Source organism: Bradyrhizobium sp. (assembly GCF_030646015.1).
Taxonomy (GTDB): domain Bacteria; phylum Pseudomonadota; class Alphaproteobacteria; order Rhizobiales; family Xanthobacteraceae; genus Bradyrhizobium.
In genome coordinates this window covers 1-22,411 of sequence record NZ_JAUSLT010000067.1, presented here as the reverse complement: position 1 = coordinate 22,411, position 22,411 = coordinate 1, and the positions used below count along the sequence as shown (strand labels likewise).

The 22,411-nt window shown below is 63.8% G+C and carries 22 protein-coding genes and 2 pseudogenes; 9 read left to right on the top strand and 15 right to left on the bottom strand.

The window, feature by feature from the left end; translation table 11 throughout:
* The first annotated feature begins 243 nt into the window (after positions 1 to 243).
* A complete protein-coding gene (locus Q7T45_RS09410) occupies positions 244 to 462 on the top strand; it encodes a hypothetical protein (protein ID WP_304870037.1) in 219 nt (72 codons plus the stop codon).
* Positions 463 to 477: 15 nt separating this feature from the next.
* Here Q7T45_RS09410 and tgt read toward each other — a convergent pair whose 3' ends face one another.
* Positions 478 to 1,611 (bottom strand): tRNA guanosine(34) transglycosylase Tgt, encoded by a 1,134-nt coding sequence (gene tgt, locus Q7T45_RS09405; protein ID WP_304870035.1) that lies wholly within the window; start codon positions 1,609 to 1,611, stop codon positions 478 to 480.
* Between the two features lie 269 nt (positions 1,612 to 1,880).
* On the opposite strand from tgt, the gene Q7T45_RS09400 reads away from it, so the two are divergent.
* The 3 genes from Q7T45_RS09400 to Q7T45_RS09390 all read left to right on the top strand — a co-directional run bounded on the left by Q7T45_RS09400 (position 1,881) and on the right by Q7T45_RS09390 (position 4,423).
* On the top strand, positions 1,881 to 2,918 hold the full coding sequence (locus tag Q7T45_RS09400; RefSeq protein WP_304870033.1) for an aspartate-semialdehyde dehydrogenase: 1,038 nt from the start codon (positions 1,881 to 1,883) through the stop codon (positions 2,916 to 2,918).
* A 99-nt stretch (positions 2,919 to 3,017) separates the two neighbouring features.
* Complete coding sequence (locus tag Q7T45_RS09395) at positions 3,018 to 3,485, top strand: heme-binding protein (RefSeq protein ID WP_304870031.1); 468 nt, start codon at positions 3,018 to 3,020, stop codon at positions 3,483 to 3,485.
* A 125-nt stretch (positions 3,486 to 3,610) separates the two neighbouring features.
* Positions 3,611 to 4,423: a cytochrome P460 family protein gene (locus tag Q7T45_RS09390; RefSeq protein ID WP_304870029.1), complete on the top strand. Its 813-nt coding sequence runs from the start codon at positions 3,611 to 3,613 to the stop codon at positions 4,421 to 4,423.
* A gap of 133 nt (positions 4,424 to 4,556) precedes the next feature.
* Here Q7T45_RS09390 and queA read toward each other — a convergent pair whose 3' ends face one another.
* The 5 genes from queA to coaD all read right to left on the bottom strand — a co-directional run bounded on the left by queA (position 4,557) and on the right by coaD (position 7,780).
* Positions 4,557 to 5,633 carry a tRNA preQ1(34) S-adenosylmethionine ribosyltransferase-isomerase QueA gene (gene queA, locus Q7T45_RS09385; protein ID WP_304870027.1) on the bottom strand — a complete coding sequence of 359 codons (1,077 nt, stop codon included), beginning with the start codon at positions 5,631 to 5,633 and terminating at the stop codon, positions 4,557 to 4,559.
* A gap of 193 nt (positions 5,634 to 5,826) precedes the next feature.
* Positions 5,827 to 6,291: a peptidylprolyl isomerase gene (locus Q7T45_RS09380; protein ID WP_304870025.1), complete on the bottom strand. Its 465-nt coding sequence runs from the start codon at positions 6,289 to 6,291 to the stop codon at positions 5,827 to 5,829.
* Positions 6,267 to 6,707, bottom strand: a complete 441-nt coding sequence (locus tag Q7T45_RS09375; protein ID WP_304870023.1) for a hypothetical protein — start codon at positions 6,705 to 6,707, stop codon at positions 6,267 to 6,269. Before Q7T45_RS09375 ends, Q7T45_RS09380 begins: the two co-directional genes overlap by 25 nt.
* Before the next feature lie 6 nt (positions 6,708 to 6,713).
* Positions 6,714 to 7,256 carry a peptidylprolyl isomerase gene (locus tag Q7T45_RS09370; protein WP_304870021.1) on the bottom strand — a complete coding sequence of 181 codons (543 nt, stop codon included), beginning with the start codon at positions 7,254 to 7,256 and terminating at the stop codon, positions 6,714 to 6,716.
* Between the two features lie 26 nt (positions 7,257 to 7,282).
* Positions 7,283 to 7,780, bottom strand: coding sequence for a pantetheine-phosphate adenylyltransferase (coaD, locus tag Q7T45_RS09365; RefSeq protein WP_304870019.1), 498 nt, complete (start codon positions 7,778 to 7,780; stop codon positions 7,283 to 7,285).
* 278 nt (positions 7,781 to 8,058) lie between these two features.
* Here coaD and Q7T45_RS09360 point away from each other — a divergent pair, with 278 nt between their 5' ends.
* Positions 8,059 to 8,316, top strand: coding sequence for a hypothetical protein (locus Q7T45_RS09360; RefSeq protein ID WP_304870017.1), 258 nt, complete (start codon positions 8,059 to 8,061; stop codon positions 8,314 to 8,316).
* Between the two features lie 101 nt (positions 8,317 to 8,417).
* On the opposite strand, the gene Q7T45_RS09355 is transcribed toward Q7T45_RS09360, so the two are convergent.
* Both Q7T45_RS09355 and Q7T45_RS09350 read right to left on the bottom strand, forming a co-directional pair.
* Positions 8,418 to 9,953: a TonB-dependent receptor gene (locus Q7T45_RS09355; protein ID WP_304870015.1), complete on the bottom strand. Its 1,536-nt coding sequence runs from the start codon at positions 9,951 to 9,953 to the stop codon at positions 8,418 to 8,420.
* A gap of 230 nt (positions 9,954 to 10,183) precedes the next feature.
* A pseudogene (locus Q7T45_RS09350) lies at positions 10,184 to 10,453 on the bottom strand (TonB-dependent receptor plug domain-containing protein); the annotation flags it as partial.
* A 795-nt stretch (positions 10,454 to 11,248) separates the two neighbouring features.
* On the opposite strand from Q7T45_RS09350, the gene Q7T45_RS09345 reads away from it, so the two are divergent.
* The 3 genes from Q7T45_RS09345 to Q7T45_RS09335 are packed head-to-tail and all read left to right on the top strand — an operon-like array spanning position 11,249 to position 14,153.
* Positions 11,249 to 12,319, top strand: a complete 1,071-nt coding sequence (locus Q7T45_RS09345; RefSeq protein ID WP_304870013.1) for an ABC transporter substrate-binding protein — start codon at positions 11,249 to 11,251, stop codon at positions 12,317 to 12,319.
* Positions 12,316 to 13,383 (top strand): iron ABC transporter permease, encoded by a 1,068-nt coding sequence (locus tag Q7T45_RS09340; protein ID WP_304870011.1) that lies wholly within the window; start codon positions 12,316 to 12,318, stop codon positions 13,381 to 13,383. Before Q7T45_RS09345 ends, Q7T45_RS09340 begins: the two co-directional genes overlap by 4 nt.
* A complete protein-coding gene (locus Q7T45_RS09335; RefSeq protein ID WP_304870009.1) occupies positions 13,380 to 14,153 on the top strand; it encodes an ABC transporter ATP-binding protein in 774 nt (257 codons plus the stop codon). The genes Q7T45_RS09340 and Q7T45_RS09335 overlap by 4 nt, the downstream gene beginning before the upstream one ends.
* Here the strand turns inward: Q7T45_RS09335 and Q7T45_RS09330 are convergent.
* The 4 genes from Q7T45_RS09330 to Q7T45_RS09315 all read right to left on the bottom strand — a co-directional run bounded on the left by Q7T45_RS09330 (position 14,150) and on the right by Q7T45_RS09315 (position 17,978).
* Positions 14,150 to 14,779, bottom strand: coding sequence for a hypothetical protein (locus tag Q7T45_RS09330; RefSeq protein ID WP_304870007.1), 630 nt, complete (start codon positions 14,777 to 14,779; stop codon positions 14,150 to 14,152). The two genes, Q7T45_RS09335 and Q7T45_RS09330, sit on opposite strands and share 4 nt — an antisense overlap.
* Positions 14,776 to 15,342, bottom strand: a complete 567-nt coding sequence (locus Q7T45_RS09325) for a hypothetical protein (RefSeq protein ID WP_304870005.1) — start codon at positions 15,340 to 15,342, stop codon at positions 14,776 to 14,778. Before Q7T45_RS09325 ends, Q7T45_RS09330 begins: the two co-directional genes overlap by 4 nt.
* A 48-nt stretch (positions 15,343 to 15,390) precedes the next feature.
* Positions 15,391 to 15,918, bottom strand: a complete 528-nt coding sequence (locus Q7T45_RS09320; RefSeq protein ID WP_304870003.1) for a hypothetical protein — start codon at positions 15,916 to 15,918, stop codon at positions 15,391 to 15,393.
* 143 nt (positions 15,919 to 16,061) lie between these two features.
* Complete coding sequence (locus Q7T45_RS09315) at positions 16,062 to 17,978, bottom strand: FAD-binding monooxygenase (protein ID WP_304870001.1); 1,917 nt, start codon at positions 17,976 to 17,978, stop codon at positions 16,062 to 16,064.
* A 132-nt stretch (positions 17,979 to 18,110) separates the two neighbouring features.
* On the opposite strand from Q7T45_RS09315, the gene Q7T45_RS09310 reads away from it, so the two are divergent.
* On the top strand, positions 18,111 to 18,590 hold the full coding sequence (locus Q7T45_RS09310) for a MarR family winged helix-turn-helix transcriptional regulator (protein WP_304869999.1): 480 nt from the start codon (positions 18,111 to 18,113) through the stop codon (positions 18,588 to 18,590).
* Between the two features lie 84 nt (positions 18,591 to 18,674).
* Here Q7T45_RS09310 and gyrA read toward each other — a convergent pair whose 3' ends face one another.
* From gyrA to Q7T45_RS09295, 3 genes and pseudogenes are all read right to left on the bottom strand, one after another.
* On the bottom strand, positions 18,675 to 21,404 hold the full coding sequence (gyrA, locus tag Q7T45_RS09305; RefSeq protein ID WP_304869997.1) for a DNA gyrase subunit A: 2,730 nt from the start codon (positions 21,402 to 21,404) through the stop codon (positions 18,675 to 18,677).
* A gap of 202 nt (positions 21,405 to 21,606) precedes the next feature.
* A complete protein-coding gene (locus Q7T45_RS09300) occupies positions 21,607 to 22,005 on the bottom strand; it encodes a DUF2306 domain-containing protein (protein WP_304869995.1) in 399 nt (132 codons plus the stop codon).
* A 160-nt stretch (positions 22,006 to 22,165) separates the two neighbouring features.
* Positions 22,166 to 22,411 (bottom strand): annotated as a pseudogene (locus Q7T45_RS09295) (single-stranded DNA-binding protein); the annotation flags it as partial.

Below are 22,411 nucleotides of genomic sequence, written 5' to 3'. Positions count from 1 at the left end.
GTTGTTTGCAGTGCGACCGGGAAGCCATTGAAACATTGCACTTGTCGCAAAGCCCGCCGCTTTGCTTTGTTTGAACGATTTCAAGGCTTTGGAGTTTCGGGAAACGACCCTCGGAGACGTGCAAAACGTGATGGCAAACCGTTGTCCTTGCAAAAAAATCGCAACCGAACGCATTTGTGTTGCGACAACGTCAAACAAATCAGTGTATGCTAAAGTCTAAGTCCAGAGCGCAAGGAGGTCACGATGCCAGCAGTCGCTGAAGTCATGTCGACCGTCGCGTCCAACCCCAGTCCCCGCGGGTGTGATCTGCCGACCTGCCCCGTTTGCGCCGACTCCATGGTCGCTGCGGAAGGCTCCGCCTACCTGTCGGAAAACGTTATCAGTTACCTCTGGACCTGCGATACCTGCGGCTATGGGTTCGTAACCAAGCACGCGGTCAGCAAGCGGTTCGTTTGTAACTGATCGCTGATGAGGTTTTTAGCGCGGCGCGATGTCGCCGCGCGCCCAATCGGCGCGGGTGTGCGCGCGAAACTCCTCGAACGTCCCGGTTGAGACCGCGTCCCTGATGTCATGCATCAGACGCTGGTAATAGGCGATGTTGATTTCCGACAGCAGCATCGCGCCGAGCGTCTCGCCCGACTTGACCAGATGATGCAGATAGGCGCGCGCACAATCGCGCGTCGATGGCCAATCGCTGGCCTCGTCCAGCGGCCTCGGATCGTCGGCGTGGCGCGCGTTTTTCAGATTGATCTGGCCGAACCGCGTGAACGCCATGCCGTGGCGCCCGTTGCGGGTCGGCATCACGCAATCGAACATGTCGATGCCCCGCGCCACCGCCTCCAGCATGTCCTCGGGCGTGCCGACGCCCATCAGGTATCGCGGGCGGTCCGTCGGCAGGATCGGCGCCACTTCCTCGATCATGGCCAGCATCACCGCCTGCGGTTCGCCGACTGCGAGCCCGCCGATCGCATAGCCGTGAAAGCCGGTCTCGACCATGCCGCGCGCGCTGGCGTGCCGAAGTTCGGGCACGTCGCCGCCCTGCGCGATGCCGAACAGCATGTAGCCGTCAGGCGCGCTCTCGAAGGCCCGCTTGCTGCGTTCGCCCCAGCGCAGCGACAGCTGCATGGCGCGTTCGATGTCGGCGCGCTCCGCCGGAAGGCGGATGCATTCGTCCATCTGCATGGCGATATCCGAACCCAGCAGGCGCTGCACCTCGATCGATCGCTCGGGCGACAGCTCGATTTTGGTGCCGTCAATATGGGAGCGAAAGGTCACCGCGTTTTCCGTGACCTTGCGCAGCTCCGACAGCGACATCACCTGGAAGCCGCCGGAGTCGGTCAGCATGGGGCCGTTCCAACCGGTGAAGCGTTGCAAGCCGCCAAGGGCGGCGATGCGCTCGGCGCCCGGCCGCAGCATCAAATGATAGGTATTGCCGAGCACGATATCAGCGCCGGCATCGCGCACCTCGCGCCAGTGCATGCCCTTCATCGCGCCCGCGGTGCCGACCGGCATAAAGGCCGGCGTGCGCACCACGCCATGGGGCGTCGTTAGCCGTCCGGTGCGGGCGGCGCCGTCGGTGGCGATCAGGTCGAAGTGATTGGGAAGGCTCATGGGTCGGCTTATCGCGCGACAAGGCCATCCGGTTCAACGGCCTTGCATCACAATATATTCGGTCCCGAACCCGTTGACGCCGGCAAAATTCTCCCGCATAAGCCCGCGCCATGAACACCGTGACCAAACGCACCGCGAAAACCACCAAGCCCTGCCGGGCTTCGGGAGATTTGCGCGCGTAGTTGGACGACCCGCATCATCTGAACCGAAGCCCCGCCTGAAAAGGTCCGGGGCTTTTTTATTGCCTGCGGACGATCCGGCTCAAACGAATGGAGACCAAAGTGACGAACGATCCCGTTGTTGCCATTGCCGGCGTGACCGGCGCCGTCGGCGCCGAATTCATCGCCACCATGGACCGGCGCGGCTTTCGCGTGGGCAAGCTGAAGGCGCTGGCCAGCGCCCGCTCGGCCGGCAACACCATCGACTTCCGCGGCCAGCGGATCGTGATCGAGGAGCTCACCGAGCACTCTTTTGCCGGCGTCGACATCGCGCTGTTTTCAGCCGGCGGCGGCATTTCCAGGCGGTTCGCGCCCATCGCCGTGAAGGCCGGCGCCGTGGTGGTCGACAATTCCTCGGCCTTCCGGATGGACCCCGACGTGCCCCTGGTGATCCCCGAGATCAACGCTGGCAGGATCCGGGAGCACAAGGGCATCATCGCCAATCCGAACTGCGCCGCGATTACCGCGCTGGTGCCGCTGTGGCCGATCCACAAGGCCAACCGGATCAAGCGCGTGATCATCTCGACCTATCAGGCGGCCAGCGGCGCCGGTGCTGCCGCCATGGAAGAGCTGGTGGAATCGACCCGCGCCAGCCTCAACGGCGAAGCCTATCAGCAAAAGGTACTGCCGCACCCCTACGCCTTCAACCTGTTCAACCACAACACGGCGATCGATCCCGCGACCGGCTACAACGACGAGGAGACCAAGGTCATCCAGGAGACCCGGAAGATTTTCGAGGACCAGCGGATCGCGGTCGGCGTGACCTGCGTGCGGGTGCCGGTGCTGCGCGCGCATTGCGAGGCCATCACCTTCGAATGCGAAAACCCGATTACCGAGCACGAAGTACGCGAGCTCCTGTCGGGCGCGCCGGGCATAAAGATCGTGGACGACCGGGTGAAGAACTACTTCCCGATGCCGATCGATGCATCGGGCCAGGATGACGTGCTGGTCGGCCGCATCCGCCGCGATCTCAGCGATCCCACCGGACATTCGATCTCGATATTCGCAGCGGCGGACCAACTGCTGAAGGGCGCCGCGCTGAATGCGATCCAGATCGCGGAATTGCTGCCGCAGCGCGTCATGGCTTGAGTTGCTTGGCGTGAGTTGAAACGCCCTTTTTAGGGCGTGAACTCATGATCCGTTTCGGTATAGTCCCCTGCACTATAAAACCCAGGGGAGGAACTGAAGATGAGGACCATTCTGGCCGGCGTCGCGCTCGTGGCGCTCACCATCGGTGCATCCGCGCAGGACAAGCGCCCCGAATACGGCACGGCGGTCAATGTCGTAGGCGCCAAGAAGATCGCAGCCGGCGTCGTCGCCGAATGCCAGAAGAACGGATGGAACGTCGCGGTCGCCGTGGTCGATAATCACGGCTTCCTGGTGTACTTCGAACGCATGGACAACACGCAAACGGCCAGCGTGGAGATCGCGGTCGGCAAGGCCAAGGCCGCCGCGACCTACCGGCGTCCGACGCGCGTGTTTGCGGATGTGATCAACAAGGGCGGGGCAGCGACGGCCACCCTGCCCGGTGTCTTCGCCTCGCCCGGCGGATTGCCGACCATGGTCGATGGCAAAGTCACCGGCGGCGTGGGCGTCAGCGGCGTCACCGGCGACCAGGACGAGCAATGCTCCAAGGCCGGCCTCGGGGCGAGCTGAAACTATTTCCTGCGTTCAACGTACAAGCGTACAGGCGTCGGCACGGCTCCGTTGTGGCCGTGCCGCGCTTTGGCTGAGCGCCCGCATGCAAAGGCCACATGAATCCATAGCGTTGGGAGGGCACGATGACAAATTCCAGACTTGCGATGACAGCTGCAGCGCTAGGTCTGGCGTCCGGGCTGACGCTCGGCGGCCTGGCTGCATTCGCCGGCGGCGACAAGGTGGTGTTTCCGGACAACTGGGACAAGGGCGTTCTTTACAACACCGTCGACCGCTACGACGTGAAGCAATATCGCGAATTGTGGTCGACGCCATCAGCGGTCGAGGCCGCGCGCAAGGGCGAGCCGATTCCAAGCGGCACGGTGCTCACGCTGGTGCAATACAAGGCGCAGCTCGACGCCGCCGGTAATCCTGCGAAGGACGACAAGGGCCGCTTCATCAAGGGTGATCTCATCGCCTATACCGTGATGGAAAAGCGCGCCGGCTGGGGCACGGAATATCCCGCCGATCTTCGCAACGGCGAATGGGAGTATCAGGCGTTCACCGCCGACAAGAAGGTCAACGACAAGGCCAATCTCGCCGCGTGCTTCGGGTGTCACAAGCCGCATGAGGCGCAGGATTTTGTCATTTCGCTCGCCGGCCTCAAGGGCACGGCAGCAGGACAAATGGCCGCCGCGCCGCCGCCGGGCCCGGGCGTCGTCAGCATCGCGAATTTCCTGTTCGGCCCGGAAAGCGTGACGGTCGCGGCCAACGCGCCGATCACCTGGCACAACACCGACGGCTCGCCGCATCAGGTGACCATCCGCGGCGCCAAGGTGCAGCGCAGCTCCGTCATCCTCAAGGGACAGACCGCCCAACTCAGCGTCGCCGAACCCGGTACTTACGAATATATCTGCGGCCTGCATCCGCAGATGAAGGGCAAGATCGAGGTGAAATAGGCGAGATGACGTGAAAGCGTGAACGGAATCGTAGGGTGGGCAAAGGCGCGCTCTTCGCGCCGTGCCCACCATGCGACATCACGAGGATGATAGATGGTGGGCACGGCGCAAACGCCTTTGCCCACCCTACGTTTTATGCGTTGCTTCGAAACAGCAGACAGGCATCGCCATACGAATAAAACCGGTAGCCGCTCTTGATCGCATGCGCATAGGCCCGCTTCATGGTCTCGAGCCCGCAAAACGCCGACACCAGCATGAACAGCGTCGAACGCGGCAGATGAAAATTGGTCAGCAGAATATCGACCGCGCGGAAACGATAGCCCGGCGTGATGAAGATCGCTGTGTCGGCGCTGAACGGCTGGATTGACCCATCCTCCGTCGCCGCGCTTTCCAACAGCCGCAGCGAGGTGGTGCCGACCGCGACGATGCGGCCGCCCTTGGCCCGCGCCGCGTTCAGCGCGTCGGCGGTCTCCCGGGAAATGCTGCCCCATTCGGCATGCATCCTGTGGCCTGACGTATCGTCGACCTTGACCGGCAGGAAGGTCCCTGCCCCGACATGCAGCGTGATCCGGTGCATCCCGACACCGCGCTCGCGCAGCGCCGCTTCCAGCGCGGCGGTAAAATGCAGCCCCGCCGTGGGCGCCGCGACCGCGCCTTCATTGGCCGCGAACATGGTCTGGTAGTCGGCGGCGTCTTGCTCGTCAGGCGATCGTTTGGAGGCGATGTAGGGCGGCAGCGGCGGGCTGCCGAGATCCGATATCGCCTGGTCGAGCGCCGGCCCGTGGAAGGAAAACGACAGCGTGACCTCGCCGTCCTCGCCCTTGTGCTCGACCTCTGCATCCAGATGGCCGAGCAGGCATACCCTGCCCTCATTGCCGAAGCGGACCACGTCGCCGGGCGATAGCTTTTTCGCGGGCTTCACCAGCGCCTGCCAGCGCGAGCCGTCGAGGCGTTTTATCAATGTCGCGTCGATCTTCGGCTCGGTGTCGCGGCCGATGCGGCGGCCTTTGAGCTGGGCGGAGATCACCTTGGTGTCGTTGACGACGAGCTGGTCGCCGGGCTCGAGCCATTGCGGCAGCTCCGCGACGACGCGGTCGAGCAAATCAGCGCCGGGCCGCACCACCAGCATGCGCGCCGAGTCGCGCGGACTCGCCGGCCGCAGCGCGATGTTCCCGGCGGGCAGTTCGAAATCGAACAGATCGGTGCGCATGGCAGCACGGCCCTTACCCTCCCCTGAAGGGGGAGGGTCGACGCGAATGAAATGAGCGGCGGGGTGGGGTGACAGTCTCTCGCCGCGAACGGTGCCCGGGTTGAGGGACCGTCACCCCACCCCGTCTCGCATCTTGCGATGCGAGCCGACCCTCCCCCTCCAGGGGAGGGTGAAGAATTTCGGCGTCTGGCTTCTACGCTTCGTCCAGCGCCATGCGGGCCTTGACGATCTTGTCCGGATTCTGCACCGGCTCACCGCGCTTGATCTTGTCGACGTTCTCCATGCCCTCGCTCACCTTGCCCCACACCGTGTACTGGTTGTTGAGGAACGAGGCGTCGTCGAAGCAAATGAAGAACTGGCTGTCGCCGGAATCCGGGCTGGCGGCGCGGGCCATCGAGGTGGTGCCGCGCACATGCGGCTCCTTGTTGAATTCCGCCTTCAGCTTCTTGCCGGAACCGCCGGTTCCGGTTCCCTGCGGGCATCCGGTCTGCGCCATGAAGCCCTCGATCACGCGATGGAACACGATGCCGTCGTAGAAACCTTCGCGCACCAGTTCCTGGATCCGGGCGACGTGGCCGGGTGCGAGGTCGGGACGCATCTCGATCTTGACGGGGCCCTGGGTGGTTTCGAGGATCAAAGTATTTTCGGTGTCAGCCATGCTCGGTGCTCTCTGGGTTTGGGTGGAAGTTTCTTGCGGGTTCTGAAGGGGATTGCGAGCGGCCGGCCGGCGATGGCGCCGCCCAGTGCCTCGGTAAATGGCAATGGCGTGCAGCGTTGCAACGCCTCCATCACGGCCACGCGGTGCATCAAACGGTCATTGTCGCTGGCGTGTTCCGATTCATGGGTGATCTTCGGACGTCCTGCTATGGCGCCCTCGCGGTTGAAACTGACGACCAGGGTGATGTCGATCGGATTGGCGCGCGAACGCGGCGGCGGCGTCCAGCAGGAATGCAGTTTGGCGAAGACGTCCCTGAGGGTGTCGAGCCGCGCCGGCTGGGCCTGCGCCGATCCGGTCCACAAGGGCAACAGCAGCGCCGCGGCAAACCAGCGAAGCGGTTTGCGACGCGGCGCCATCATCGCTTACCTGATGTCGGATGCGACTTGCACCTTCACCATCTTGTCGGGGTCGACGACCGGTTCGCCGCGCTTGATCTTGTCGACCACTTCCATGCCCGAGACCACCTCGCCCACTACTGTGTACTTGCCGTTCAGCGACGAGCCGTCGGTAAACATGATGAAGAACTGCGAATTCGCCGAGTTCGGATCGCCGGCGCGCGCCATGCCGACGATGCCGCGCTTGAACGGCACGTTGGAGAATTCGGCAGCCAGATTGGGATGTTTCGAGCCTCCGGTGCCGTTGAAATTCTTGCCGTCGCCGGTCTGCGCCATGAAACCCTCGATGACGCGGTGGAACGGCACGTTGTTGTAGTAGCCCTCGCGCGCCAGCAGCTTGATCCGCTCGGCATGCTGGGGCGCGATGTCGGTGCGCAGCTTGAACACGACGCGGCCCTTGGTGGTGTCGATGACGATCGCATTCGCCTTGTCGAGACCCGCGGGCAGCGGTTGCGCGATCGCGGGGGCCGCGCAGATCAGCGCGGCGAGCAGGCCAAGAATTCGGATCATGATAACTCCGGATCAGAGATGAGGGCTCAGGTGGCGAATTTGGTCTTGAGGGCGGCGGCAACCGCCGGCGGCACGAACGCCGAGACATCGCCGCCCATGGCAGCGATCTGGCGCACCAGTGTGGCGGTGATCGGGCGGACCGCCACCGACGCCGGCAGGAACACGGTGTGCACGCCGGGCGCCATGGTCTCGTTCATGCCCGAAATCTGCATCTCGTAATCGAGGTCGGTGCCGTCCCGCAGCCCCCGAATCATGATCGTGGCCCCGGCTTTCTGGGCCGCCGTCACGGTCAGATTGTCGTAAGTGGTGCAGTCGAACGCGCAATGGGCCGCGGCGGCGACCGGGGCAAACACCCGTTCGACCATTTCCAGCCGTTCCTCGGTCGAAAACAGCGGTTTTTTGCCGGGATGGACCCCGATGGCGACGATCAGCCGGTCACACAGCCCGACGGCGTGCCGGACCACATCCAGATGTCCATTGGTGACGGGGTCGAATGAGCCGGGATACAGCGCGATACGGGGCATAAAACCCTCTACCCCGCCCCGGCCAACCCCGCAATCCCTGTTGGTTCCAGCCTCCGGCCCCAAAAGCCCTGTTTTTATATTCCGCCCATCCCTGAACCAGTTCGGGGGTCTCGGCGTCATCTGGGCAGGCAATGTTTCATCGCCGTGGCGGCGACGAAACAAAACTCCCGCGGGACGAAACCATTTCACGGCAGCGCGAAGACGTCCGGAAACCGGCTCTGGCTATCCATTAACCAACGAAACGGCGGGCCAAAAAGGCCCAATGACAGGGGACCGTCATGATCAAGACTTTTTCAGCCATCGCGATTGCCGCGCTGATTGCAGGCGCCCTCACCGTTCTGCCCGGCTTTGCCCCCCAGGTCGAAGCCAGCGTGCCGGTAGCCCTCGCCAAGGGCGACCGTCTGGATATCAAACAGATCGGCCCCAACTGCTCGCAGCAGGCCTGGCCGAACTTCGAAGCCGCCTGCCTGCGCATCGCCGGCAAGAAGACCATGATCCGGGAAGCCCGTCTGGTCACCGCCGACCGCACGCCATAACGGCGCCGACCCAGCGAATTCATCTGCCAGGTTGCTCTGGTTCGAGGTCCCCGGGATGCCCCCCGGGGGCCTCTTTGATTCCGGCGCTGCGCAAAGCCGCGTCAGAACGTGTGCTGCAGCTTCGCGGTAAAGTTCCGCCCGACTTCAACCAGCGGGTTGGTCAAGCTCTCCCGGTAGTTGACGTTCGAGCGATTGACGAAGGTCGCGGCGTCCCGATAGGCGGTATCGAAGATGTTCTCCACCCCGAGAATGAGCTTGGTGTCCCCGAGCCGCCGATCGACCAGCTGGCCCAGCTGCAGCGTCGCGTAAAGTTTCGGAATGGCATAGCCGGAGGTCTGGAACTCCGCCGTGGTGTCGATCCGGTTCTTGCTGGTCGCCCAGTCGACCACGGCCAGGATCGAATAGCTGGCGTCGAGCGACGCATACTGCACCCCCACCCGCCCTCTGAACGGCGCCAGGAACGGCAACGGCCTGCCGGTGGTGGTGTTGGTGCCGTGAAGATAGGTCGCGTTGCCGAACAGGTTGACGGTCGGCGTAACCTGCCAGCGCTCTTCCAGCTCGATGCCATTGACCTCGGCCTTGCCGATATTCTGCGACTGGGTGCACGGACTGCAGCCGGGGAATGTGACGGCCACCGTCTGCAGAAAATTCTCGTACCTGCTGTTGAACGCCGTCACCTTCAGCGTCGCGTCGGCGACGTGAACCCGGAAGCCGCCTTCGAAGGTCAGGCCGGTTTCCGGCACCAGGTTGGGATTTGGAATGCTGGTGGTGCTCGAGCTGAACATTTCCGAATTGGTCGGTTGCCGGAACGAGGTGGCGACGCTGCCCAGAAGATCCAGTGTTGGAAGGATGCGGTAAACGGCGCCGACGCTGCCGGTCGGCGCGGTGCGGTCGACATCGTTCTTGCCGATGAAGGCCGGCAGTACGGCCGGCGCGATCGGAGAAAGGTCCGTCGTGGTGTTGAACCAGTCGAAGCGCCCGCCCGCCGAAAGCGTCAGCGGCTGGACCGGCGTCCATTCGTGCAGAACGAAGGCGCCGGCATTGGTCTGCGTGGTGTCAGGGCCGGACTTTGCCAGCGGCGCGTTGGTGATGCTGGTGACGGCGCCGGTGGTGCCGTTGCGGTTGACGGTCTGCGAAAAGCTCCAGCTGCCCGGGCGTTCTTCCCTGAACGTGTCCGCGCCAAACGTCGTCTTGGCCTCGCCGAATCCGCCCGACCAAGGGATCGCGCCGAGCACGCGACCGCCGACCACCAGCGGACCGATCACGTGGCTGTTTGCCGTCACGGTTCGGGTCGCAACATTGTTGGCGTTGATCGTGTTGGTGACCGTTGTCAGCGTGGTATCGAAATAGTTGGCATAGACCGAGCTCTCGACATGCTTGACCAGGCCGTCGAGTTCGCCGACGTAGCCAGCCGCGCGCTCATGACGTTGTTGGGATCGTTGCGCTGGATGACGTAGGGCGCGCCGGGCGCGCCGCCGACGCCGCCGGCGCGACCATCGGTTTCGGAATATTTGCGCAGCGTCAGCTCGAAGCGCTGACCGATGTCGGGCGTGTAGCCGATCTTCAGGCTGCCGCCGAGGCTGTTGTAATCGCTGTTGGGAACTTCGCCCAGCGACGATTGATAATTGCCGCCCCATCGGCCGGCAAAGCCTCCGATAAAATCGAATCCGCCGCCGGCGCCCTGCGCCCATTCATAGGTGCTGGCCGATTTCGCGGCGCTACCGACGCCCACGGAAAATCCACCTCCGGTAAAGCGAAACGGTCCGTTCGGATTTCCGGTCGGGCTTCGGGTGATGACGTTGACGAGGCCCGTCAGCGCCTCGCTGCCGAACACCACCGACGCCGGCCCGCGAATGACCTCGACCCGCTCGATCTCCTCGGGCGAGAAATAGTTGAGCTGGAGCGTGTTACGGCCGCGAAAGCGATCGCCGTCGACAAACAGCGGCGAGCGGAAACTGTTGGAGCTGAATCCGCGCAGATAGATCTGGCCGCCGATGCCGCCGGAACGCGCGACCGAAACACCGGGGACGCTGGAGAGAATGTCGAGCAGGCCGGCCGGCGAGGTCTGTTCGATCTGCCCGCGCTCGACGACGGAAACGCTTTGCGTGATCTGCCGTGTCGTCTTCGGCTCGGTCAACTGCCCGCCGAGCGGGTTCAACGAGTCGCTGCCGCCCTTTTGCCGGACGTCCTGCCCCGCCGCTGTCGCCGATTGCTCGGCACCAGGCGCCGCAGGCGACCGCCTGTTGCCGGCCGCCGTGGTCGAGCGCGCGCGACCGTTGGCTGGGAGCTGTGGCGCGGCGCTGTGGTTGCGCCTGAGGTGCGTCGACCGTGACGGCTGGCAGCGCGTTGGCGCCCGTTTGCGCTCGCAAGCTCGAACTCTCGAGACCGGCCGATCCAAAAACAAAAGCGTTCGCTACCGCGACGCCGAGAAGTCGCCGTGCCATATCAACCGAAACAATCGCCACTGTAGTCCCCCAAGAGCAACTTCCGATCGAGTGCGAGCGCGCACTCGCATCACCGGATAAATCCGCAACTGTTTGGGGTCATAGACCAGCCGTTACGCAACACCTACGATTCAGGATTAGAATCTCTACAGCCTGCCATCGACGTGCGCGCAATCGGATTTCAAAAACGCAAAAGCAATTTTTCAGACCGATGATTAGAACGCATCTAATGATCGCGTCAAAAATGCTGCATCGAACTTGTGCAACGGCGACGATTTCATCGGCAATTTAGAATCGAACTAATCGGGCGGCTTCTCATCGGAGCGGACCTTGCTTTGACTTTCTCGATATGGGCAAGTCGATCGTATGTTGCGAAACGCTCACCTCACTGGACCGGAATGAACACACGAAATGAAGACAAGGACGGTCTTCGTTGCGGCTCGAAATTCGCTCTGCCGATGCAAGCGTTCCGGCGCTGGTGTCGGCCGATGATCCGGCGCACCGGCATTACTCTAGCGCTCCTCGTGGTCGCGATGAGCCAGCCCGCTCGTGCCGTCGATATCACCGACCAGCGCGGGCACAGCATTGCGTTCGACAAACCGCCGCAGCGAATCGTGTTCCTTCCGATTCCGGGACCTGCGACCTTCATCGCGATCGACGGCAGCGAGCGCAAGATTGCCGGCATGAACGGCTACTCCGCCAGCGCGATGCGTGAGGAACTGCTCGGCAAGATGTTTCCGGGCTTTGCGAAAATACCGACCAACGTCGTCACCGGCGCAGCCGACCCCTCCAACTTCAATCCCAACGTCGAAAGCATTCTGGCGCTACGGCCGGACGCGGTTTTTCAGTGGGCGACATCGGCGATCGACGTTCTCGAACGCACCGGCCTTCCCGTTCTCGGCATGCGCGTGGGATCACAAGCCGAAATCGCCGGCTTCATCACGATGCTGGGCCAGGTTGCGGGCAATGAGCCGCGCGCCGCCGCCGTGCTGGCGCGGCAGGAAGAAGAAAAGCGCAGGATCGAAGCCGCCATGAGCGGCGTCGCGGAGTCGCAGCGTCCGCGCGTGCTCTATTTCAACCGCGCCGCGCAGACCCTGCGGGTCAGCGGAAGTAAAGCGCACAACGAATTCTATATCCGGATGGCCGGCGGGCAGAACGCCGTTGACGAGAACGCGACCCAGATCACAGTGACCATCGAACAGGTCCTGAGCTGGAATCCGCAAGTGATCCTGCTGGGGACCTTCGATACCGCGATGCCGTCCGATATCTATGGCGATCCGCGCTGGCAGGGCCTCGATGCGGTGAAGGCGCGCCGCGTCTATAAATTTCCGCTCGGCGGCTACCGCTGGGATCCGCCGAGCCAGGAGTCGGCACTGGGCTGGATCTGGCTCGCCGGCCTGCTCCACCCCGAACGCGAGTCCAGCAACCTGCGCGCCGCCATGCGCGACTGGTTCAGCTTTCTCTACAGGCATGACCTGACCGACGATGAAATCGATGGCGTGCTGTTCGCCGCGCAGAACCGTCAGTCCGCCGGCTACGAGCGTTATCTCACCCGATGACGCAGGATATCGTCCAGCCGCAGGCATTCGAACCGGCGCGCCGCGCGCCGGGCGCATGGATGCCGATAACACTCTATGCGGGGCTTTGTCTGGCCTTGATCGCAGCGCTGCTATGGTCGATGGTTTCGGGGCGTTATCAGGTTCCGTTCGCCCACGTCATCGCGATACTTGCGGCGCACCTCACGGATGTGACGCCGACATGGACGCCGACCGAGCGCATCGTGGTCGAAGTCGTGCGGTTGCCTCGGGTGTTGACCGCGGCGATCGCCGGCGCCGGGCTGTCGCTGTGCGGCGCGGTGTTGCAGGGCCTGTTCCGCAATCCCCTGGTCGGCCCGCAAACCATCGGCGTCTCCTCGGGTGCGGCGCTGGGCGGCGTGACGGCGATTCTTTTTTTCGGCTTCGGCGCTTTCGTCCAGGTCGGCGCGTTTCTCGGTGCCGCAGCGTCGCTGCTGGCCGTGTTGGCAATCCACCGCAGCGACAGCATGTCGCCGATCCTGACCCTGGTGCTGGCCGGCGTCGTCGTCAGCGCCTTCTGCAGCGCCCTGGTGGGAATGGCGACCTATATCGCGGATCCCGAGACGAAGTTGCCGGATATCGTGTTCTGGCTGCTCGGCAGCTTTGCGTCCGCAAGCTGGTCGAAGCTGTTGCTGCTGTCGGTCTGCACGGCGATCGCGGGCGCCGTTCTCATCGGCATGCGCTGGCGCATCAACGTGCTGTCGCTCGGCGACGAAGACGCCCGCACCCTCGGGGTGCATCCGGCGCGCGACCGGGTGATCCTGCTGACGGCCACCTGCCTTGCGATATCCGCGCAGGTCGGCGTCAGCGGCACCATCGGATGGGTCGGGCTGGTCGTTCCCAATCTCGCGCGGATGATCGTGGGCGCCGACCATCGCCGCCTGCTGCCGGTATCGACGCTGATGGGCGCGGTCTTCCTGGTGGTGGCCGACACGCTGGCGCGGGATCTGACGGCGGCTGAAATTCCCGTCGGCATCGTTACCGCCATCGTCGGCACGCCGGTGTTTGCCTATCTGCTGCGGCGCAACGCCACGAGCAAGACGCCATGATCCGGATCGACAACGCCGGTCACTGGTTTCGGCCGAACCATTGGCTGTTCCGCGACCTTTCGTTCGCGCTTGTGCCGTCGGAAGTCACCGCCATTCTGGGGCCCAACGGCGCCGGCAAGACGACGCTGCTGCGCGCGGTGTGCGGCACGCTGGCGCTCCGGGAAGGCGCCGTGAGCGCCGCGGCCCAGATCGGCTACGTACCGCAGGCGTTGCATGCGGACCATGCCTACAGCGCGATCGACATGGTGCTGCTGGGGCGCAGCCGTTATCTCGGACGCTTCAATTCACCAGGGCGCAAGGACAAGGTTCGCGCGCGCGAATGCCTGCACGAGGTCGGGCTCTCCGCCATCGCCGACCAGCGTTACGACCGGTTGAGCGGGGGCCAGCTCGTCCTGCTGGCGCGTGCGCTCGCCAGCGACTGCCGCATCCTGGTGCTCGACGAGCCCGCCTCGGCGCTCGATCTGGCCAATCAGGGGATCGTGCTCCGGTTGATCCAGCACCTTGCGCGTAGCCGCGAGCTCGCGGTGCTGTTGACCACCCATCATCCCGATCATGCGCTCGGGATCGCAGACAAGACGCTGCTGATGCTGCACGACGCCGTGCATTTATACGGCCCGGCAGGATCGGTGCTCACGGAAGAAAATCTCGCCCGCATGTACGGCGTGCCGGTGCGCCGGGTCGAGATTCACTCCGGCGATGAGACGGTCGCCGCGATCGTGCCGCTGCACGGTCTCGGCCGCAGCGGTTCGGCTTCGCCGGCCAACGGTTAAGCCGTTGCCAGCCGGCGCGCCCACGGCAGGAATCCGTCGAGAAATTTCGTCGTCGCCGGCATGAAGTTGCTGCCGTGGTGGTAGAACGGATCGAGCGTGGAGACGATCAGGCGTCCCGCGGTGGTGACGCGGTCGTCGTAAAGCAGCGCTCCGCCGGCATCCCGCCCTTCCCGGTCCGGCGGCACATCGATCAGCGTTTGCGCGTGCGGCGGCGGTTTCAGGACGCCGTGGAAATGCCAGATGGTGTCGGCGAACGGGACCGCCCGAAACAGTTCATGATTCGGGGCAACCAGACGCTGCTCGGGCCTTGCATCCTTCTCCAGCCACCACCAGAAATTGGTCGGACGGAAAGTCCATTTCACGCCCGGTAACCAGGTGTCCGCCTGATTTTCCCCCAGCACCACGAGCGTGCCGCCACGTTCGGCAAAATCGATCAATATCTGGCGGCGGGCACGCAACAGATCGGGATTGATGCGATCCGGGACGATCAGCAGCTTGACGCCTTTGAGGTGTTCCGGCGCAAACTCCGGCGCATAGATCGCGCGGTCGAACAGATCGCGATAGCGCGCGCCGTAGATCGCCGCATGGTGAAAGTAAGTGCCACCGTCGAGGACTGCCAGACTCACGAAGCGCTCTCCCCGGAAAACATCCAGTTCAAAAGTTGCGGCAGGATGCGGCCGGCGGAATCGGCGCCGCCGTACTGCCACAGATCGTTACCGCCGTGGAACAACACCCTTCCCTTGCCGATGCGATAGATGAAATCGAGCGGCCGATCGGGATTGCCCAGTGCATGAACGATGGTCGCGCCCTGCGGCGGCTCGTGCCAGGCGCGCCCGTAAAAACCGGCGACGCCGCGCCGGAACGTCAGCTCGTTCTCCGATACGCCGGCCCAGATCGGATGATCGATCAGCCGCAGCACGGCGAGATCCCCAAGACCGTAGTTCTCGAGCGGATGGAAGCCGGTGATGCCGGGAAGAAACGGATACGCCAGATGGCCGTTGGCGATGACCGTGCCGCCGTCGTGCAGGAAGCCTGCGATCTGTTCGGCGCGGCTCGCCAGAAACCTCTGGTCGATGTGCATGCTGACCAGAAGCGAACCGAACGCGTTGAGGTCGAGCGCCGGCAGATCATAGGTATCGCGAGCCGTGATCCGGCCGACGGCATCGGGATGCGACGTCAGGTTAGCCATGGCCCCGTCAGGAAAGCCGCAGGACAATGCGAGTGCCGGCTTCATCGATCAGACAACGCGCAGCTGGAACAGCTTGTCGGGCGACGCCGCGAGCACATCGACAGCGATCGACTTGCGCAAGCGCCGGGCCTCGATCTCCTCCGCCGCGGTGCGCGACGGGTTGAAGGTCAGTGCGAAGAACCGCTCCGGCAGAGCGGTCGGCAGCACGGCGATCTCGGCCGTCTTGCCGCCAAGCGAGACGCGGAAGCTGTAAGAAAGGTCGGCGGAAGGCGCCAGTCTCGAATCCGGCAGTGAGCGGTCCACCGTGTAGACACCACGCGTGACGGCGCGGGTGACGAACTCGAAGGAGTCCCTGACACCGGGACCCGGATGGCCGCTGACGATGGTGATGTCGCTGCGCTTCGGCGCCTGATCCGGCGACAGCGCCTTCAGCGCAACCTCGAGCGCGCGAAACGTGACGGCCAACATCGCCAGCGCGCCCTGCCCGTGATAGGCAGCCACCGTCGCAAAATCGATTTCGATCGGGTCTTCTTCACCCATCACGGTGATCACGGGTGAGACGGTTTGATTTGGCACTCTTGATTCCCTGCGCGAGCGGATCGGCCGCGCAGGCAGCGTAGCAAACCAGGAATTCGAGGCACAGGGCGATCAGCTCCGCGGCACGACCGTACGCGCCGCGAGAGTTAGATTCGCTCTAAGTTGGCGTAACGAAATCCCGCTCAGTTCGGCCGCGTCATGAAGCCGTCGAAGAACGTTGCCAGCGCCCCGTAGCCGTCGAGCGGAAGAACCTGCGCCACGTACTGGTCCGGCCGCACCACCACCATGCACCCCGCTGCACGATCGATGCCGCGCATCGTGAAGATGTCATTGCCGCTTTTCAGGTCGGCGCAGAAGATTTTTTCGTAGTCGCGAAGTCCATAGCGCCCCTTCCGCGGCAGCAGCAGGGACGGCATGGCCTCGACGGCGAGCGAATGATGATCCTGCTGGAACACCGCGCGGACGTCGATCACCGAGTCGATGTCGCCGCCATCAGGGGTGTATTTCCGCAACGGCGAATCTTGCGCCCCGGCCAGAAAATCGCACAGGGCCCGGATACCCTGTTTCGGCGCAGCGGGATCCTCCGCACCGGCAAAGGCGAAGATGCGCCAGCGGCCGTCCGCCTTGACGGTGTGCCCGAGGTGAACAGGCCTGGCGTCGGCGAGGCGAATCACCGGCGCGGAATGAAAGCGCATACCGATCGTCAGTCCCCCGGCCAGATGCTGATGGGTTGCTTCGCCCGTGAGGATCGCGGGACTGTAACGGGCCGCGGTCCCCGCCGTGTAGCGCCCGTGCCTGATGAAATAACGCTGCGTCTCGGCCGGATCGAACTCATGGCTCGATGCCAGCAGGCTGGCCCATTCGCGGTCGAAGTCGATCAACTCCTTGGCGATGGCCTGGCGTTCCGCCGAATAGGTATGAAGGAGGTGCGGTGCGCTCCCCTTGCGCAGTACGGATGCCAGCTTCCATCCCAGATTGAAGCCGTCCTGCATCGATACGTTCATGCCCTGGCCCGCTTTCGGGCTGTGGGTGTGGCAGGCATCGCCGGCGATGAACACACGCGGCAAACGCTTTGCGACATCCTCGTCGGGCACATCATCGAACTTGTCGCACAGACGCTGGCCGATCTCATAGACCGACCACCACGGAACCTGTTTCACGTCGAGCGAATAGGGCTTGAAAACACGCTGGGCCGCCGCGATCAGATCGTCGGGCGTGATATTGCGATCGGAAACCCTTTCGCCGGCGTCGAGCTTGTCGAGTTCGATGTACAGCCTGAAAAGATAGCCGCCTTCCCGCGGGATGATGATGATGCTGCCGTCGTTGGCGGACTGTATCAATGACTTGAAGCGGACATCCGGAAAGTCGGTGACGGCCAGCACGTCCATGACCCCCCAGGCGTGGTTGGCGGAGTCGCCGTGCAGCGTGCGCCCGATACTCCTGCGCACGGTGCTGCGCGCGCCGTCGCAGCCCACCACATAGCGCGCCCTGATCGTCTCGGTCTGCCCCTGCTGCGCGGAATCGAGGCGCTCGAGCCTGACGGTCACCGGATAGGGATCGTCGTTGTCGCCGGCTGGAGCGAACTGAAGATCGAGCAGTTGCCGCGCGTAATACGGCTCGAGACGCGACGGCGATTTGCGCATGACGTCGAGATAGAAATCGTGCACCCGCGCCTGGTTCAGAACGACATGCGGAAATTCCGACAGCCCGTCTTCGGTGTCCTGTACCCATCCGCTGCGAATGATATTGGCGGTCTGCGCGGGGTCGGGCTTCCAGAACGTCGTCTCATTGATCCAGCAGGCTTCCTTGAGCACCCGCTCGCTGAAACCAAAGGCTTCGAACATCTCCATCGTGCGGCAGGCGACGCCGTCAGCCTGACCGCGCAGCAACGGGCCCGGCTTCTGTTCGATAATGCAGGTCTTGATGTCGGGAAAGGCTGATAGTTGCGCCGCCAGGGTCAACCCGGCCGGACCGCAGCCGACGATGAGGACGTCGACCTCCGCCGGAACGGAGCCGGAAGCTCCTGGCGCAGGATGCCGCTGCGACGGGTCTGAAATCTCGGGATCACCGGGCTCGAATCCGTTCAGATGGAATTGCACGAAACCCTCCCCTGGGCTGACGCGCCTTCCGGGCCGGGAGCTGCTGATCCGCGGCGCTCAAAAAGCCGTTGCTGAATTTGATCAGTATGCTTACTATCAGTATACGTGTCAACGGCCGACATGGAGGGTTTGGTGACCGATAACAACGACAAGCCTGGGCACCTGGCGCGCCGATTCCAGCAGATCGCGGTGGCAGTCTTCCATGCCGCGGTCGAAGATGCAGGCTATGACCTCACGCCCGTACAGTACGCGGCCCTCACCACCGTCGGGATGCAGCCGGGCATCGATCAAGCGACGCTTGCCGGATTGATCGCCTACGACCGGACGACCATCACCGGCGTCGTCGACCGGCTGGTGCAGAAGGGTTTGGTGGTGCGGCAGGCAGCCAAGGACCGACGCGCCCACGCGCTGCAAATCACCGACGAGGGACGCAGGACCCTCGAGGGGATCGAACCGGCGGTCGAGGCGGCGCAGCGGATCATGCTGTGCGGCCTGACCAGAGACGAGGCCGCGACGTTCATGCGACTTTTACGCAAGGCCATCGCTGCCGGCAACGAATTAAGCCGCGCGCCGTTCCGCGCGGCTCCGGCGGATGCCGCAACGAAGAAATAGCGGCACGTGGCGACCAGGCAGGTTGTGGCGTCCGGAGCGGCGATCGAAATCCGAGTAACGAATGGCAAGTCGAAACTCCATTCGCTACTCGCCGTTGCCGTTCTCGCCATTCTCGCCGTCGTCGCCGATATGCTCGACCGAGACCACATGCTCGTCCTCGGCGGTGTCGAACACGATGACGCCCTGGGTGGAGCGGCCGGCGACCCGGATGCCTTCGACCGGACAGCGGATCAACTGACCCTTGTCGGTCACCAGCATGATCTGGTCGCTATCCTCGACCGGGAACGAGGCCACCAGCTTGCCGTTGCGGTTGTTGACTGACATCGCGACGATGCCTTTGCCGCCGCGGCCGGTGGTACGGTATTCGAACGACGAGGTGCGCTTGCCGTAGCCGTTGACCGACACCGTGAGCACGACCTGCTCCTGCGCCGACATCTCGATGTAGCGCTCGGAACTGAGCTGAATGGCGCCGGAGGTCTCTTCGCCCTCGGTTTCCGCGCCCTCTTCGGCTGCGGCTTCGCCCGCGACGGCGCGGCGCATCTTCAGATAGGCCGACCGCTCGTCCGATGTCGCCTCGACATGCCGCAGGATCGACAGCGAGATCAGTCTGTCGCCCTCGGGCAATGCGATGCCGCGCACGCCCATCGAGGTGCGGCCCGAAAATACCCTGACGTCGGTGACGGGGAAGCGGATGCACTGGCCGCCGGCGGCGGTCAGCAGCACGTCGTCGTGCTCGGTGCAGATTTGAACGTCGACGATCGCCTCGTCCTCGTCGAGCTTCATGGCGATGATGCCGGAACGCCTGACGTCGACGAAATCCGACAGCTTGTTGCGGCGGACGTTGCCGCCCGTGGTGGCGAACATCACGTCGAGATTGGCCCAGGAGGATTCGTCCTCGGGCAACGGCATGATGGTGGTGATGCGCTCGCCCTGCTCCAGCGGCAGGATGTTGATCAGCGCCTTGCCGCGGCCGTTCGGCGCCGCCACCGGCAGGCGCCAGACCTTCTCCTTGTAGACCTGGCCGCGCGATGAGAAGAACAGCACCGGCGTGTGCGTTGACGCGACGAACAGACGGCTGACAAAGTCCTCGTCGCGGGTCTGCATGCCGGAACGGCCCTTGCCGCCGCGGCGCTGCGCCCGATAGGCCGACAGCGGCACGCGCTTGACGTAGCCGGCATGCGAGACCGTGACCACCATGTCCTCGCGCTGGATCAGGTCCTCGTCCTCGACCTCATCCTCATGCTCGATGATTTCGGTCTTGCGTGGCGTGGCGAATTCCGCCTTCACCGCGGTGAGTTCGTCCTTGATGATGGACTGGACGCGGGCCCGCGAGCGCAGGATTTCCAGGTAATCGGCGATTTCCACCGCCAGCTTGTCGAGTTCCTCGCCGATCTCCTCGCGGCCGAGCGCGGTCAAACGCGCCAGACGCAGATCGAGAATGGCCTGTGCCTGCTCGAACGACAGCCGCGCGGTGCCGTCTTCGGCGAGCCGATGTCGGGGATCGTCGATCAGCGTGATCATCGCCGCGACATCCTTGGCCGCCCAGTTGCGCTCCATCAGGGTATCGCGCGCGGCTGCGGGATTGGGCGAGGTGCGGATGACGTGGATAATCTCGTCGATATTGGCTACCGCAATCGCGAGACCGACCAGCACGTGAGCGCGGTCGCGCGCCTTGTTGAGCAGGAACTTGGTGCGCCGCGTCACCACCTGTTCGCGGAATGCGACGAAGATGGTCAGCAGGTCCTTCAGGTTCATCACTTGCGGGCGGCCGGCGTCGAGCGCCACCATATTGCAGCCGAAATTGGTCTGCAGCGGCGTGAACCGGTAGAGCTGGTTCAGCACCACTTCCGGCACCGCGTCGCGCTTCAGCTCGACCACGACGCGAAAACCGTCGCGATCGGATTCGTCGCGCAGCGCGGAAATGCCCTCGATCTTCTTGTCGCGATTCAATTCGTCGATACGCGCGACCATGGAAGCCTTGTTCACCTGGTAGGGAATTTCCGAGATGATGATGGCTTCGCGGTCCTTACCCCAGTTCTCGATCTTCACCTTGCCGCGCATCACGACCGAGCCGCGGCCGAGATGATAAGCCGAACGGATGCCCTGGCGGCCGAGGATGATGCCGCCGGTCGGAAAATCCGGTCCCGGAATGATAGCGTTGAGATCGTCGATCGACAGCGCGGGGTCGTCGATCAGCGCAACGCAGGCGTCGATCACCTCGCCGAGATTGTGCGGCGGAATGTTGGTGGCCATGCCGACGGCAATGCCGCCGGAGCCGTTGACCAGGAGATTGGGAAATTTGGCGGGCAGCACCCGCGGTTCGCGGAACGCGCCGTCGTAGTTGTCCTGGTAATCGACGGTGTCCTTGTCGAGATCGTCGAGCAGCAGTTGCGCGATCTTGGTCATGCGCGATTCGGTGTACCGCATCGCGGCGGCCGTATCGCCGTCGACCGAGCCGAAATTGCCCTGGCCGTCGATCAGCGGCACGCGCATGGAGAATTCCTGCGCCATGCGGACCATCGCGTCGTAGACCGACTGGTCGCCATGCGGATGGTATTTACCGATCACGTCGCCGACGGTGCGCGCCGACTTGCGGTACGGCTTGTTGTATTCGAACCCGTTCTCGGACATCGCGAACAGAATCCGGCGATGCACCGGCTTCAAGCCGTCGCGCGCATCCGGCAGCGCCCGCGCCACGATCACGCTCATGGCGTAATCGAGGTAGCTGCGCTTCATCTCGTCGAGGATGGATACGGGGCGAATATCGGAGGGCGCCGGCGGTTCGCCGGGCTTCTCATCTTCAGGTTCAGACAAAGGGGAAATCCGGTCAGTTTTGGCTCAGAATCATATAGCGTATCGAGGCCGTTCTAACCACCCCTAACTGGTCAGCGCCAGCGGTTTTTCCCTTCGTTTTTTCATGGACTTAAGGGCGGGTTGATGCAGCCCGGCAAGCCAGCGAATCCAGCCGCCCGAACTGGGCGAAAGATCACCTCCCAGACCGCTCTTTTTGCGGCCTTCAGGGCCCGAACAGGACGTCGTGCATGAGCCGGCCCGGCAGCAGCGTGAACAGCCCCGCCAGGATCAAGGCGCCGGCATAGATCGACATCATCGTGATCTTGTGGGCGCGCACGCGGTGCCTGCGGGCCGCCACCACCCCCACCACCAGCATGATGGGCGTGAACACCGACAGCAGGTGGATCGGGCTCCACGGGCCCCACAGCCGGATGCCGTGGATCAGGAACGAGGAAGCGCTGATCACCCCCATCAGCACCACCCAGACCCATCCCAGGGTTCGGTGCGGCAGCGTGCCCTTGGGCGCCGCCAGCTGCACCGCGCCGAGCGCGAAAGCCGCCAACGCCGCGACGGCGTGAACCTGGATTTCGGGAGCGGCAGCGAGCAACGGAGCGAGCGACATCCAAAACCCTGCGAGACGTGGTGCGAAGACCGATGTAATGAGTATTTACATTTATCTTTCCACTGTCAAGTTTATTCGGGACCGAGCGAAACGCATCATGGCCGGACTGCTGGAGCCCGGCCATGACTGAACGCTGCCTGTGTCTCGAACGATGACGCGATCAGAACGGAATGTCGTCATCCATGTCGCTGTTGCGGGCGCCGGCGCCTGCCGCCACGCGGCGCGGTGCCGCGCCGGAGGGACCGCTGGAGGGACCGCCGGAGCCGAAATCGCCGCCGGACTCATCGGGACCGAAATTGCCGCCCCCGCCGCCGGCGCCGCTGCGGCCGTCGAGCATGGTCAGCGTCGAGTTGAAGCCCTGCAGCACCACCTCGGTGCTGTAACGCTCGATGTTGTCCTTGTCGGT